The 14,329-nt window shown below is 40.0% G+C and carries 16 protein-coding genes; 10 read left to right on the plus strand and 6 right to left on the minus strand.

Going from position 1 to position 14,329, the window contains the following annotated elements; translation table 11 throughout:
• Window positions 1-251: 251 nt before the first annotated feature.
• Complete coding sequence (locus tag V7L95_RS09775; RefSeq protein ID WP_003214229.1) at window positions 252-455, plus strand: cold-shock protein; 204 nt, start codon at window positions 252-254, stop codon at window positions 453-455.
• Between the two features lie 258 nt (window positions 456-713).
• On the opposite strand, the gene V7L95_RS09780 is transcribed toward V7L95_RS09775, so the two are convergent.
• Both V7L95_RS09780 and V7L95_RS09785 read right to left on the minus strand, forming a co-directional pair.
• Window positions 714-1,175, minus strand: coding sequence for a CarD family transcriptional regulator (locus V7L95_RS09780; RefSeq protein WP_050826994.1), 462 nt, complete (start codon window positions 1,173-1,175; stop codon window positions 714-716).
• Between the two features lie 250 nt (window positions 1,176-1,425).
• Window positions 1,426-2,475 carry an NAD(P)-dependent alcohol dehydrogenase gene (locus tag V7L95_RS09785; RefSeq protein WP_017358458.1) on the minus strand — a complete coding sequence of 350 codons (1,050 nt, stop codon included), beginning with the start codon at window positions 2,473-2,475 and terminating at the stop codon, window positions 1,426-1,428.
• 223 nt (window positions 2,476-2,698) lie between these two features.
• Here V7L95_RS09785 and V7L95_RS09790 point away from each other — a divergent pair, with 223 nt between their 5' ends.
• A complete protein-coding gene (locus tag V7L95_RS09790) occupies window positions 2,699-3,100 on the plus strand; it encodes a MerR family transcriptional regulator (RefSeq protein ID WP_017366673.1) in 402 nt (133 codons plus the stop codon).
• Between the two features lie 42 nt (window positions 3,101-3,142).
• Here V7L95_RS09790 and V7L95_RS09795 read toward each other — a convergent pair whose 3' ends face one another.
• On the minus strand, window positions 3,143-3,874 hold the full coding sequence (locus V7L95_RS09795; RefSeq protein ID WP_047947368.1) for a glycoside hydrolase family 16 protein: 732 nt from the start codon (window positions 3,872-3,874) through the stop codon (window positions 3,143-3,145).
• Between the two features lie 258 nt (window positions 3,875-4,132).
• Between V7L95_RS09795 and V7L95_RS09800 the strand changes: the two genes are divergently transcribed.
• From V7L95_RS09800 to V7L95_RS09820, 5 genes are all read left to right on the plus strand, one after another.
• A complete protein-coding gene (locus V7L95_RS09800) occupies window positions 4,133-4,705 on the plus strand; it encodes a TetR/AcrR family transcriptional regulator (protein WP_057078413.1) in 573 nt (190 codons plus the stop codon).
• A gap of 79 nt (window positions 4,706-4,784) precedes the next feature.
• Window positions 4,785-6,224: a DHA2 family efflux MFS transporter permease subunit gene (locus V7L95_RS09805; protein WP_202734683.1), complete on the plus strand. Its 1,440-nt coding sequence runs from the start codon at window positions 4,785-4,787 to the stop codon at window positions 6,222-6,224.
• Between the two features lie 190 nt (window positions 6,225-6,414).
• Complete coding sequence (locus V7L95_RS09810) at window positions 6,415-7,308, plus strand: alpha/beta hydrolase (protein WP_007496440.1); 894 nt, start codon at window positions 6,415-6,417, stop codon at window positions 7,306-7,308.
• A 147-nt stretch (window positions 7,309-7,455) separates the two neighbouring features.
• Window positions 7,456-7,833 (plus strand): MmcQ/YjbR family DNA-binding protein, encoded by a 378-nt coding sequence (locus V7L95_RS09815; protein ID WP_007496439.1) that lies wholly within the window; start codon window positions 7,456-7,458, stop codon window positions 7,831-7,833.
• A gap of 111 nt (window positions 7,834-7,944) precedes the next feature.
• Window positions 7,945-8,706, plus strand: a complete 762-nt coding sequence (locus tag V7L95_RS09820; protein ID WP_017366677.1) for an SDR family NAD(P)-dependent oxidoreductase — start codon at window positions 7,945-7,947, stop codon at window positions 8,704-8,706.
• A 113-nt stretch (window positions 8,707-8,819) separates the two neighbouring features.
• Here the strand turns inward: V7L95_RS09820 and V7L95_RS09825 are convergent, their stop codons facing one another.
• The gene (locus V7L95_RS09825) at window positions 8,820-9,398 is read right to left on the minus strand and encodes a UPF0715 family protein (protein ID WP_340966075.1); all 579 of its coding nucleotides are present in this window, start codon (window positions 9,396-9,398) and stop codon (window positions 8,820-8,822) included.
• A 25-nt stretch (window positions 9,399-9,423) separates the two neighbouring features.
• Here V7L95_RS09825 and V7L95_RS09830 point away from each other — a divergent pair, with 25 nt between their 5' ends.
• Window positions 9,424-10,572, plus strand: a complete 1,149-nt coding sequence (locus V7L95_RS09830) for a type II asparaginase (protein WP_007496435.1) — start codon at window positions 9,424-9,426, stop codon at window positions 10,570-10,572.
• A 34-nt stretch (window positions 10,573-10,606) separates the two neighbouring features.
• Here V7L95_RS09830 and V7L95_RS09835 read toward each other — a convergent pair whose 3' ends face one another.
• Together V7L95_RS09835 and V7L95_RS09840 are read right to left on the minus strand one after the other, a co-directional pair.
• Window positions 10,607-11,500, minus strand: coding sequence for an alpha/beta hydrolase (locus V7L95_RS09835; RefSeq protein WP_340966078.1), 894 nt, complete (start codon window positions 11,498-11,500; stop codon window positions 10,607-10,609).
• A gap of 56 nt (window positions 11,501-11,556) precedes the next feature.
• The gene (locus V7L95_RS09840) at window positions 11,557-12,009 is read right to left on the minus strand and encodes a MarR family transcriptional regulator (RefSeq protein ID WP_007496431.1); all 453 of its coding nucleotides are present in this window, start codon (window positions 12,007-12,009) and stop codon (window positions 11,557-11,559) included.
• A 374-nt stretch (window positions 12,010-12,383) separates the two neighbouring features.
• Between V7L95_RS09840 and V7L95_RS09845 the strand changes: the two genes are divergently transcribed.
• Both V7L95_RS09845 and V7L95_RS09850 read left to right on the plus strand, forming a co-directional pair.
• Complete coding sequence (locus tag V7L95_RS09845) at window positions 12,384-12,989, plus strand: TetR/AcrR family transcriptional regulator (protein WP_340966082.1); 606 nt, start codon at window positions 12,384-12,386, stop codon at window positions 12,987-12,989.
• 31 nt (window positions 12,990-13,020) lie between these two features.
• A complete protein-coding gene (locus V7L95_RS09850; RefSeq protein WP_340966085.1) occupies window positions 13,021-14,217 on the plus strand; it encodes an MFS transporter in 1,197 nt (398 codons plus the stop codon).
• The last annotated feature ends 112 nt before the right edge of the window (window positions 14,218-14,329 follow it).

A 14,329-nucleotide genomic window follows, 5' to 3' on the forward strand; every position in this document is an offset into this window, starting at 1 on the left:
TTACTGGAGTGAGACGGAACTAGATTATTCTTTTTACCATCAAGCCACCTCTCTTATTTGAGTCACTATATCATGTGTGATATGCTTTTAAATCAACAAATTGCAATTATTTCCGATTCATGCTATAATAAAAAGTAATTATTTTTGTTCGGCGTAAAGGATAGTATGAAGATTGACTTTTCGTCTTGAGGGTACTTTGGGCAAGGATAGTATAATACATTGTGTGGTAAACGCACGAGGAGGCAACAATCATGGAACAAGGTACAGTAAAATGGTTTAACGCAGAAAAAGGTTTTGGATTTATCGAACGTGAAGAAGGCGACGATGTATTCGTACATTTCTCAGCTATCCAAGGTGACGGATTCAAATCTTTAGACGAAGGTCAAAAAGTAACATTTGACGTAGAGCAAGGTTCTCGTGGAGCTCAAGCTGCTAACGTTCAAAAAACTGCTTAATCTTCCTTTTTCAAAACAGGTTCTCTACAGAGGGCCTGTTTTTTTGCATGAAAAAACCCTACTTAGCGTACAAGTAGGGAGATGGTGCAAGGTATTCGTAAAAAATTTCATGCTTCAAAGGTTAGTAACAGTATATCATATTAGATTTACAAAATGCGGAATTTCCCTAAATAATTTCTTTTTCTTTACTGGTCGAAGATAGGGGGATTTGTTCGTAGAGAAAATGTATTCAAAAAATGGGGAAGCAGGTAGACAATATTAGCAGAAACTCTTGATTTGTTTTTCAGTGATTCCTTTGATGACTTCTAGCTCACTAAGCAAATAACCATGAGCATCGTCAAGCATTTTCTTTTCGCTGGCATTCAGTTTTTTTTCTTTCTTCATCCGCATGAGATCACGTACCACTTCAGCGCCTTCTAGTATGTGGCCCGTTTTTATTTTGTCGGTGTTGATTTTATATCTCTCTTTCCATGGCAATAACTTATCTGATGTTCCATTTTGGAAAGTGTGTATGATGTTCTTTAAGGCAAGTATATCTGTAACAGGTCTTATCTTTGACCTTGACATCTTCCTTGTAGGAATCATCACTTTCATATGGCTAACGGCCATCTTAATGACATAATACGATTGTTTTTCATCAGAGAATTCTTTTTCTTCTATGGCTTCAATTATACCTGCTCCGTGCATTGGATAAACAATATTATCACCAATTTGAAACATATCATCCGCCTCCATATCATGTATCTACTTTAAGGGTACCACATTTAGAGGTAAAATAATCAAATTTTTAATAATAACATGTTTATTTATTTTCTGTCAATAAATTTGGTTCTAAAAAAGTGAGATTTTTTCATGAAAATTTCGGGTGGTTTTTGATCATATCCTCAAGAATCCTTGCTACAAGAAAAACAGAATATCCACCATTAAAAAAAGACCAGCCATTGAGCTGGTCTTTCCAAATAGAATTCGATCATAATGTCGAAATATCAATCACAAACCGATAACGCACATCACTTTTGAGCACACGTTCATATGCTTCATCGACTTGGTTTGCGTTGATCACTTCAATTTGTGGTGCGATCTTGTGAGCAGCTGCGAAATCGAGCATTTCTTGTGTTTCTTGGATGCCGCCAACGAGTGAGCCGGCGATGCTGCGACGTCCGGTAATTAATGAAAACACATGGAAGTTGTCTGGCTTTGGTGGTGCACCGACGTTTACTAATGTTCCATCAACACGAAGTAAGGACAAATAGGCATCCACGTTGATATTGGCAGAGACGGTATTGAGAATGAGATCATATTGACCGGCTAGTGTCTTAAACGTATCAGGGTCACTTGTAGCAAAATAGTCTTTTGCACCAAATGACAGGGCCTCTTCTTTTTTATTCAAAGAGCGGCTTAATACAGTCACTTCTGCGCCAAGTGCGCGTGCAAATTGAATGGCGACATGACCTAGACCGCCCATTCCGACAATCGCCACTTTTTTTCCAGGCCCAGCCTTCCAGTGTTTTAACGGAGAATACGTTGTGATGCCGGCACAAAGAAGGGGGCTGGCGACATCGAGGGAAAGTTGGTCAGGAATATTGACAACAAATCGTTCTGTCACAACAATTTTCTGACTGTAGCCGCCGTAAGTTGGTTCTCCATCATAATCCAGGTTATTATAAGTTTGAACGACTCCTTTCTTGCAATATTGTTCATCTCCATTTTGGCAATATTCACATGTACCACAAGAATCGACAAAACAACCGACGCCTACACGATCACCAATGTTGAATTTCGTGACAGCATCCCCAACAGCTGAAACAACTCCAGTAATCTCATGACCCGGAACCATTGGGAAAATACCGCCGCCCCATTCATCAAAGGCACTGTGGATATCTGAATGACAGATCCCGCTAAACTGAATATCAATTAAAATATCATGTGGACGAAGTGCTCTTCGTTCAATGGTTGTCCGTTCAAAGTTTGCTTTTGCATGGGAAACACTTAAAACGTTTGATTGGTGCGTCTGACACATTCTGGATCATCCTTTCAAAAGTAAGATTCGGTCCTTCCTCTATACTGTACGTCTTAAAGTGAACTTTAAGTCAACATAGAACCTTCTGATCGCTTGAATTCAGGCTTTAGCATCAACCTTGAATCAAGATTTGAGCCAAAAGTATCTTGTCTTCTCGATAAAAATAGAGATGATGGGAAAAGGGAGATCGTCAAGTAAGAGAAAGAAGAGAAGGGTGAAAACAATGAAAATAGCACAAGCCGCCAAGCAGCTCGATTTATCTACTGCTACGCTCAGGTATTATGAGAATATAGGTTTAATTAGACCGATCAGGCGTGATGAAAATGGTGTTCGTGATTATACAGAAGAAGATATTCAGTGGATAGAATTTATTAAATGTATGAGAAATGCGGGTCTGTCAATTGATGCTCTTAGAGAATATACGGCTTTATTTATCGAGGGAGAGGATCGTACATTGTCCTCAAGGAAGCGTATTTTGGTCAATGAGAGAGAAAGACTCGTAGACAAACAAAAGGAAATCGAAGAAACGATTAAACGGTTAGATTACAAGATTGAAAGTTATGAAGATATTATCCACAGTTATGAACAAAAACTAGTTCATCAATTAAAAACGAGCTCTATTTAAATGAAGAAAAACCTGTGACTTGTCACAGGTTTTGTGATGTGGTTATCTTTTTGTGTAACGCACCCAATTGTAATGAGCGTAAAGTGGAGTAACACCGTTGTAGGAGCCGAGCCATTCATCGACACCTGCACCATTCCATAAGTTCATCATAATCTTTCCAGGTGTTTGAGGGATTTGAGTAGTAGCCGTATGTTTTAATTGACCGTCCACATACCATTTAATCGAGTTAGGCTGCCAGTCGAACGCATATGTGTGATAAGAGTTTGCTGCATCAAAACCAAGGTTGACGATTTTTTCATGATTTCCGACACCATTGGTATAATAGTTAAACTGAACCTTTGTCGTATCTTTTCCTAGAAATTCGATGTCGATTTCATCCCAAGGCGTACCATCAGTCGGTCCCGTATAAGTAAAGAACGAAGACACGATCCCAACATTTTTGGCTGGTTTCATGTTGACTTCATAAAGTCCATAGCCATATGTTTGAACGGAGCGGTTTTCTCCACAGTCAAACTTATTATACGAAGGACTTGTGAGCGATAATCGCATTTCCCCTAACGACGTCATGGAGACATTGTTTGCGCGCCACGTACAGTTAAACATATTTCCGTTCGAGTACCCATCGGCTTTTTGCCATAACCCGGTATTATAGTTGTTGAACGGTTCATAAAACGACCCGCCCGTTTGTGCCGAGGCACTTGCAGCAAATGTGGACAAACTTAAGAATAATCCAGTGACAAGCAGCATCAACATTCGTTTTACACGGTAAGACATGTAGGCATTCCCCTCTCTTTTTTGAAAGCGTTTTCTTTTTGATCATACACGATTCTCTCAAAATGGAAAATCGGTCTAAATAATGATAAACAGTGTGTTTTTTTAATAGAATGAAAAGAAAATTGATAGGTAAAAAATAATGATTGACAAAGCGGACAGTTGTCCGTAAGATAATACCGGTACAATTGTCCTAATGAAAATGAAAGAAATTTGATTTACACATAGAGATATAAGCAAGGTGGATGAAGGTGAAGCATCATGGAAAAGGATATTGGAAAGGAAATTGAAGAGGTCGCTTTCTCTTTGTTTCAAGAGTTTGGTGTAGAGAATGTCAGCATGCATAAAATCGCAAAAACAGCTGGTGTTGGTCAAGGAACCCTTTACCGCCGCTATGCAAATAAAAGTGATTTGTGTCTCTCTATTCTTGGTGAGAGATTTGAACAGCTGATCCCTGCTTTGCATCTTTACTTAAATAAAATAAGTGATCAGCCGGTTCAAGATCGTTTGCAATATGTTCTCGAGGAGATCCATCTCATCGTTGGTCATCACTTAGACTGGATTCGGATGCTGACGATCTCTGGAAATTTAGAGCAGACAAGTAAAGTATATGATTGTCATTACAGTCAATCACTCAAACAAATCATTCGTGATTTGCTCGAGGAAGCGAAAGTAAAAGGAGAAGCGAACATACAAGACATTGAGTTGACGACATTATGTATGTCCTCTCCAATGACGCCTGAACTCATGTTTTATATTCATGAATCCGGCTACTCAATTGAAAAAATTGCACAATTCGCTGCGGAAAGACAGGTTTTGTCTGTCTTTTCCTAGACATTGAAGTGGCTCATTTCTGTCCAGCCTAACTACTTATGGTTTATCAAAATTGAAAAAGAAAAGGAGCCAACTTAATATGAACAAACAGCAAACAGCAGCTTCCGACATTCGAACGCTGCCCATTATTATTTCATTTATCACAGCTGGATTTATTGGACTTTTTAGTGAAACGGCACTCAACATGGCGCTGAGAAGTTTAACATTAGATTTTGGTATTGAAGCAACGACTGCTCAGTGGCTTACAACCGGCTATTTATTAACACTAGGGATTCTTGTTCCAATTTCAGGCCTCATTCTTCAATGGTTTACAACAAGACAGCTTTTCATCACCTCACTGGTCTTTTCGATCATCGGTACATTTATTGCGGCCGTTGCACCTGTCTTCAGTATTTTAATGGTGGCACGTGTGGTGCAGGCAGTAGGAACAGCCTTGCTTCTTCCATTGATGTTTAATACGATTTTGGTCATCATTCCACCTCATAAAAGAGGTAGATCAATGGGGATTATCGGTCTTGTCATTATGTTTGCCCCAGCAGTGGGTCCAACGGTCTCTGGTCTCATTCTTAAATCGTTAACGTGGCATTGGATTTTTTGGATTTCGCTTCCGTTATTGGTTGCTGCACTCGTATTTGGGTATATTTTTATGCAAAATATTACGGAACCCACAAGACCGAAAATCGATATTTTATCGATTGTGCTATCAACCATCGGTTTCGGTGGAATTGTGTATGGCTTTAGCAGTGCTGGTGAAGGCGGCGGCTGGAGCAGTATGCATGTGATTGTGGCGATTGTTGTAGGTGTCATTGGCATTCTTGTGTTCTCCCTAAGACAGTTAAACATGAAAGAACCGATGTTGAATTTAAGCCCATTTAAATATCCAATGTTTGTGATCGGGTTACTTCTGATTTTAGTGTGTATGATGGTGATGCTGTCTGCTATGATGATTTTGCCATTATATCTGCAAACGTCCTTGGCACTGTCTACATTTACAGCCGGTTTAATGCTATTGCCAGGTGGAATTATCAATGGACTGCTATCGCCAATCATGGGTGGGCTTTTTGATAAATTTGGGCCGAAATGGCTTGTCATCCCAGGTCTTGTCATCGTTGCAGCGACCATGTTTGGCTTCACGAACTTAAGTATGAATACGTCAATCGGTTATATCGTGACGCTTCATATTACGTTAATGGTTGGGATTGCGATGATCATGATGCCTGCCCAAACAAACGGTTTGAATCAGCTGCCGCCAGAGCTATATCCGCACGGTACAGCGATTATGAATACATTGCAGCAAGTGTCAGGAGCGATTGGGACTGCGGTTGGTATCTCGATCCTTTCATCAGGAGCGCGCAGCTTTATGGAAAATGTGGCTGAACCCGCAAATCCAGTCAATAAGCTACTCGCCTTTACAAATGGCGTCCAGCATGCCTTTATCTTTGCTGTCATTATGACAGTGATTGGCTTGGTGATTGCTTTCTTTATTAAACGAGTGAAAGTCGAACAACAAGTATCATAATATATGAAAAGCACTGAGGACTTAGCGCCACAGTGCTTTTTTTATTTATTCATAGGGGTGAATGTTTGTTTCAAAGGAGCTAAAAATGGGGAGATAGATAAAAAGCAACGACTCTCTGACGACATTGAAGGAAAAGACGAAATTCGTAACGAATGGATAGAGATAAAAGAATAAGATAGGAGCTGAGATCATGAACTTAGACGAACAAATCAAAATGGCTGAGTCATTACGTCAACCAGCTGAAGATTCATTAGCTGGTCAATCAGAATTAAAGCCAGTCCACCCTCCTGAAGTGAACAAAATGGAATATGATATCCCAACTGGTGCTGGTGAAACAAAGGTGTGGGTATTTAAACCTGTGAAAACATTGAAACAACCCCTTCCTGTTTTCGTGAATTTGCATGGGGGCGGTTTTATACTTGGAAGTGCTGAAATGGATAATCACTGGTGTCCGGTCATAGCAGATCGTGCGGAGTGTATCGTCGTCAATGTGGAGTATCAGCTGGCACCGGAGCACCCTTTCCCGGCCGCTCTTCATGAATGCTACGATGTGATGAAATGGTTATATGAACATCCTGAAGAACTACAAATAGACCCAAATCGATTAGCCATTGGTGGACATAGTGCAGGTGGGAATTTGGCAACAGCGGTTTGTTTGCTTGATATCCAAAAAGGGAACAAACTTCCGATTGTCTATCAAGTGCTTGACTATCCGCCGCTTGATTTAGCTACTGATCCAGCACAAAAGCCAGCGTTTGAAGAAGCAATTCCAGTTGAATTGGCGAGACTGTTTAATGCCTTCTACCTGCAAGGTCAAGACCCGCACAATCCGCTCGTTTCTCCGGTCTTTGCAGAGAGAGAAGTGTTAGCACAAATGCCCCCAGCTCTTGTTATCACAGCTGAGAAGGATTCACTAGCTGAAGAAGCTGAGCATTATGCGGACAAGTTAAAAGAAGCAGGGGTAGATGTCACATACAAACAATTTAAAGGAGTCCCTCATGCGTTCACTCATGCCGGAGACTTAGAGATAGCTGAAGAGGCTTGGCATCTGATGAGCGATCAGCTTAAGAAGGCGTTTGAATAAGAAATATTCGGATATCAGTAAAAAGCACAGACTTTTTTTCTGTGCTTTTTTTGTTCTTGCTGACGTCTTGAAAAGAAGTGTAGATACAACAATCACAGCAGTCGATATAATAGAAAGATAGAAGACATCTAAAAAGGAGCTAATAGAATGAAAAAAGAGACACTACAGGCATTTTGTCTTTCTTTACAAGGAGCAACCCACGACTATCAACCTGAGTGGCAGGCAGATCGTTATCATATAGGTGGAAAGATGTTCGCCATGATGGGGGGAGACGTCGATCGCAAGCCAGTCATCACTTTAAAATGTGATCCGCAACGCGCTGAAGAATTAAGAGAAATGCATGAAGGAATTATTCCCGGCTATTACATGAATAAGACGCATTGGAATTCTATTTATCTTGATGCAGATATTCCATCTTCATTTGTCGAAGAGCTAATTGAACATTCCTATCAACTGGTTTTTCACAAATTAACAAAAAAAGCTCAGCAGGCTATTCTCCAACATGATTCAAAAGAAACCAATTAAAAGCTGAACGTTCAGTTGTTCATGTCTCTTTGAATCTCTTCAAAATTGACTAGAGTCACATGCTCTCGCTATACTTTAAACAGCTAGAAGATACGAATAGGGGGATATACAATGGGCTATACAGTCATTACAGGAGCAAGTTCAGGTATTGGATATGAAACGGCTTTGGCCTTTGCAGCAAGAGGAAAAAATCTGATCTTAGCTGCACGCCGGCTTGATAAACTCCAAGAACTGAAAGAAAAGATTCTAGAAACATATCCCGATATTCAAGTGAAAATCCAGTCTGTTGATTTAACAGACAGAGAGCAAGTGTATTCTTTCTATGAGTCATTAGCTGGTGATGAGCTGGATACGTTCATTAATAATGCTGGGTTTGGCCATTTTGGTTCAATAGGAGAGCAGGATGTGAAAAAAATCGGGGACATGCTTCATCTCAATATTGAAGCGTTAACAATTTTATCCACTCTGTTTGTCCGTGATTATGAGCAAAAAGAGGGGACGCAGCTAATCAATATCTCTTCAAGAGCGGGTTATACCGTCGTCGGAAATGCTGTCACTTATTCAGCCACGAAATTTTATGTGAGCGCCTTTACTGAAGGACTGGCCCTAGAATTGAAAGAAAAAGGAGCCAAATTACAGGCAAAAGTATTAGCGCCTGCTGCGACAGAATCGGAATTTGCAAAGCGTTCATTAGATGTCGATCAATTCGAATATGAAGGCACTATCAAGAAATATCACACATCAAAAGAAATGGCAGCGTGCTTGCTTGAGCTTTACGACAGTTCAAAAACAGTTGGTATCGTTGATGGGAAGACATTTGATTTTGAATTGAAGGACCCCATCTTTTCACACGCTGGCACAAGCATGAAATAAAAAGTTCCAATCAATGAGGATAGATTCTCTTAGTGATCAGCAGGTCACCGAGCCGAAAGATGTCTTGGATAATGTGGAGCACTGTCAACACATACTAGAATAGATAAAAACACCTACACATTAGGTGTTTTTTTTATGCTTCTTTGATGAATGAAAGAATCGCAGGTCCAGTAAATGAGACTGCTGACAATCATGATCGGAAGGGATGTGGAGCTCTCAATTCCATCCATAACAAAAAGCATGACAATCATTGCTATCAGTAAGTAAGCCGCTAAATAAAGAGGATGAAAAGCCTTGGGCTGTAAAGAAAACAACAACTGTAAAGGTACCGCAAAGATGAAATAATAAACAAAAAAGATGGGAGTGTAAAGCATCATAAACGCAGGCTCGCCCTGAATCGGTGGATACAAACATACGAACAAGCTGAGTAAAATGGAACTGAAGAATAGTGTGAGTAGAATTTTGTAAAATGGTTGAACGTAACGCACTGTATGTACTCCTTTTTTGTAAGATTTCCTATATTTTATCATAAATGGGTTGAGAACGATTTCTGAAGTCAATTTAGGTATTATGGTATAAATAAATTTTGATAATAGTGCCCTTTTTCCTTTATTTGGTTCTGTGACTTTCACCTCATGCTGATGAATGAAGGAATGGTATAAAGTAAACCCTATAGACAGATAATTATTCATCACATTTAAGAAAAGAGATGATCTTATGAACGTAACAAAATGGTTTGGTGCTGCCCTTCTTTCTGTTTCACTATTGGTGACCGCAGCTTGTGCGAACGATAGCACTCAAGAGAATAATCAAAGTAATCAAGAAAGCACTACCAGTGAAACAAAAGAAAAAAACACGGCTGTTGAGACAGGGAATAAATCTTTATCCAATATTAAGGTGCTGGCAACAGGCGGAACGATTGCCGGTAGTTCAGATAGTAATACAGATACGACTGGCTATAAATCTGGTGCACTTGGAATCGATAAAGTCATTGCTTCCGTACCACAGCTGAAGGATATTGCAAATGTCACGGGTGAGCAAGTAGCGAACGTCGGCAGTGAAAATGTGGATAACGCTCTTCTTTTAAAATTAGCGAAACGAGTCAATCAGCTTTTAAATGATGATCAAGTGGATGGCATTGTGGTGACACATGGTACAGATACTTTAGAAGAAACGGCCTATTTTTTACATTTGGTTGTAAAAAGTGATAAGCCAGTGGTGGTCGTGGGTTCCATGAGGCCAGCATCTGCCATTAGTGCGGATGGCCCGCTTAACTTGTATCATGCAGTGAAAATTGCTTCGACAAAAGAAGCCAAAGGCAAAGGTGTAATGGTGACATTAAATGACCGAATTGCCTCTGCTCGTTTTATTACGAAGACAAATACCACCACAACCGATTCGTTCAAATCTCTTGAGCAAGGGTACATTGGAGAAGTGGCGGGTGAAGTTGTCTCTTTTTATAACGAACCGACAAGAAAACATACAGCTGACAGTGAATTCGATATTTCAAAGCTAAAAGAGCTGCCGCAAGTGGATATCTTATACGGCTATCAAAATGATCAAAAGTATGTGTATGATGCTGCGGTTAAAGCAGGAGCGAAAGGCATTGTCGTTGCCGCCGCAGGAAATGGAACGATGTCAACAGAAGCGATCAACGGGGCAACAGATGCAGTGAAGAAAGACGTGGTGATCGTGAGGTCAAGCCGTGCAGGAAATGGCATTGTCACACATGAAAAAATGGATGATGAACATCATTTTGTCTCATCGGATTCATTAAATCCACAAAAAGCACGCATTTTACTCATGCTGGCTCTGACGAAAACAAAAGATCCAGATAAAATTCAATCCTATTACGAGCAGTATTAAAAAGAAGAAGACCCGACGAATCATTGGGTCTTTTTTATATGTGTACCTGATGTTCAGCCCGTTTTTTTAAAGAGAGTAAAATGTCTCTCCAAACATCATCTATATCAGTCAGAAAATGTCCTGCTTGCTCGATATAGTGCGTTTTGGCGTTTGGAATGTTCGGAGCAATGCTTTCTATCTCTGCAAAAGGGGCCATCTGATCCTCTTTTCCATGCCAGACATCCACAGGGATTTGTATATCTTTCATATCGAATGCCCATGACCGTGAGAGTAAATCTGGTTCATGAATACATTCATCAACCGATTGACGAGTAGCTTCGTATAAATGCCGCATCATCAGCTCCAGTTGCTCATCGGTTTGAAGAAATTGCCGATCCGAAGGATGTAAATGTTTGTTCCCTTTTTTCGTTAGTTTCTTGAATTTCTCTGGTTTCTTTTCAATTAGTTTTTTCTGAGCGCGATAGCTTGCCTTTAAGAGCCAAGGCATTCTTTTACTGAGGAAAAAGGCAATCTTGTTCTCCTTTAGCATACTTTTAGGCGGTTTACCATCCTGAAATGGGGTGGTACTTGAGACGAGAGCAGCTGAAAGAATGCGGTCTGGCAATTGATAGGCACAACCAGCAGCGAATGCCCCGCCTCCAGAGACACCAATCACTGAAAAATGGGAGATATCAAGATGATCGGCCACTTCCTGTACGTCTTTTGCCCAGTCTAAAATAGTGCGGTTCGGTTGCGGATCAGATAAACCAAAACCAGGTCTGTCTAAAGAAATAAGACGAATGCCAAGCTCTTTTGAGATTGGATCATCATCTAAAAACATCACTCTCGATCCAGGTGTCCCATGAAAAAAGAATACTGGGAATCCTTCAAGATCACCGTATTGAGACAAACCAATATGACGTCCATCTTGCAAATGAATCCTGTTCATTTGATCATCCCTTTCATCGTTTATCTAACTTACATATTCATGCATGAAACGCCGGGTTAAGGCGTTTCTTTCGCAATTTGATAGATTTTTTCGTAAAGCGATAATAATGTTTTTAGATCTTCTTTTGAAAGCTGGGCATAGTATTTTTGAATAAGATGCAGCTGAATTTTTTCAATATCTTTATGATAGTCATGGCCCTTTTGAGCAAAATCAACAATGATTTCTCTACGGTTATGTGGGTTAATCTCTCTTTTCACATATCCAAGCTGTTCAAGCTTTGATATGAGCTGGCTAGCGGCACTAGATGAAATGGAGAAATAATCAGCCAGTTCATTGATTGTTCTCGTCTTCGACCGCAGCAATTCAAGGGTCAGTTCTTGTTTGCTTGTTAAATCTGCATACTCATTTTTTAAGAATCGTTGATACTCTTCTACATAGATAGAACCTAGTGCATTTGAGTACTCAATGATTTTTTTGCTGTAATGAATGATATCCTCATCCAATGACATCACCTCTTTTCTCCTATATTATATGCGATCTTAATATTTAAGTGAAGTTAAATGTTAAGAAAAATTAAATAAAAAGAGAATAGACTTGATGAGAAAATGACCTCTATCTCCACTTTTCATCAACAATGGACAAAGAATACTTCCTGTCATCCCTAAGCATTCATAACAGGTTATAAAAGAAAAACAAGTATACGTCCATTTTGGTGATGGCATAAATGATCGTTTTGTTTGTTTTCACTTAGATTCACTCCTTAAGAAGTCGATGACTTTTTCATTGTATTATGGGCAATCTCCATTTATAATAAAAAATAAACCAACTGGTCGGTTTCATTTGTCCGTGTGAAGAAAAGCAAGGTAGAAGGGATTGTTCATAGATGACAAGTACACAAAGCGGGGCTGGAAAAAGTGAAAAGACGAAGCAGAAGATTGTCACCGCTTCACGTGATTTATTTGCGAAAAAAGGATATTCCGAAACATCCGTGCGAGATATTCTAGAGGCGGCTGAGATTAGTAAAGGCAACCTTTATCATCATTTTAAAGGAAAAGAGTTTTTGTTCCTTCATATTATGGAAGAGGATCATCGATTCATGATGGAGACGTGGTATGAAGAGAAACAAACGCTGCACCGGGCCATTGATAAGCTTGCAGGGTTTGCAGAGCTGCTTAGTCAAATGGGGATTAACTATCCTTTAATGAGAGCAAGTGAAGAATTCTGTGCCAGTGCATTTACATCAGATGAAGTCATGGAGCGGCTGAACAAGATTGATGTAGACTTTGATGATGTGATGAGAGACATCCTGCTTGAAGGAAACGAAGATGGCAGCTGGTCGATTCAGCATGTTGAATCAAAAGTGAAAATATTACTTTCTGTATTCTATGGATTAGACGTGTTATATAAAAATGACACGATGCAGCAGAAAAAGGAATTACAAAAAGAGGCGATCTCATTGTTTATTCACGGAATCAACCATCATGAGTAACAAGTGAGTCAGTAAAGGGGAAACAAACATCATGCAAAAACCGATTCGTGAGCAAAAAGCCGTACTTGTTATTTTATTAAGTAATATATTTATTGCGTTTTTAGGTATCGGTCTGATTATACCTGTCATGCCGCTCTTTATGAATGTCATGCATTTAACGGGCAGTACGATGGGATATCTTGTGGCGGCGTTTGCCGTTGCACAGCTTATCGCATCACCTATTGCGGGAAGATGGGTAGACCGATACGGAAGAAAGATCATGATTGTGTCAGGCCTTTTTCTATTTGCGTTATCAGAACTCGTTTTTGGCTTAGGAACACACGTATATGTTCTGTATTTTGCAAGGGTTCTTGGCGGCATTAGTGCAGCATTTATCATGCCGGCTGTCACCGCTTATGTCGCCGATATCACGACTGTTCAAGAAAGATCCAAGGCAATGGGGTATGTATCCGCTGCTATTAGTACCGGATTTATCATCGGCCCGGGAATTGGCGGATTTATTGCAGAATATGGCGTTCGCCTGCCGTTTTTCTTTGCAGCAGGGATTGCATTTATTGCTGTGATTTCGTCTATGTTTATGCTGAAGGAACCATTAACAAAAGAAGAGCGAGAGAAACAAATGAATCAAGTGAAAGAATCGACCTTCTTTAAAGACTTGAAAAAATCAATTCATCCAAGCTATCTCATCGCCTTCATCATTGTCTTTGTGCTGGCGTTTGGACTATCTGCATATGAAACGGTCTTTAGCTTGTTTACAAATCACAAGTTTGGATTTGGTCCAAAGGATATTGCGATTATCATTACCGTCAGTTCAATTGTAGCCGTCATCATCCAAGTACTCGTGTTTGGTAAAATGGTGAATGCGCTTGGGGAGAAACGAGTTATTCAACTATGCTTGATTGTTGGAGCAGTTCTCGCTTTTGTTTCCACGGTCGTGTCAGGCTTTATGGTTGTGCTGATCGTGACGTGTGTGATTTTCCTTGCGTTCGATTTATTGCGCCCTGCACTCACGACCTTCTTATCAAAAATCGCTGGCAATCAGCAAGGATTTGTCGCAGGGATGAACTCTACCTACACAAGCCTTGGTACGATTTTTGGCCCGGCACTTGGCGGTATTTTATTCGATCAAAATATTCATTTCCCATTCCTATTTGCAGGTGTTGTCTTATTTCTTGGATTGGGCTTAACCCTTATTTGGAAGGGGAAGGTGACGGTTGAATCTGATTAGATGAGGGGCTCTAACTAGGGCTCTTTTTTTTGTTCCTTTTGGATAGATGATTGAAAAATAATCACAAGGTCCCTGTTGATAAGGTGTTATACATGTTAATCTAATACATGTT

The organism is Bacillus sp. PPSBB_11, assembly GCF_038023285.1.
GTDB classification, from domain to species: domain Bacteria; phylum Bacillota; class Bacilli; order Bacillales; family Bacillaceae; genus Bacillus; species Bacillus altitudinis.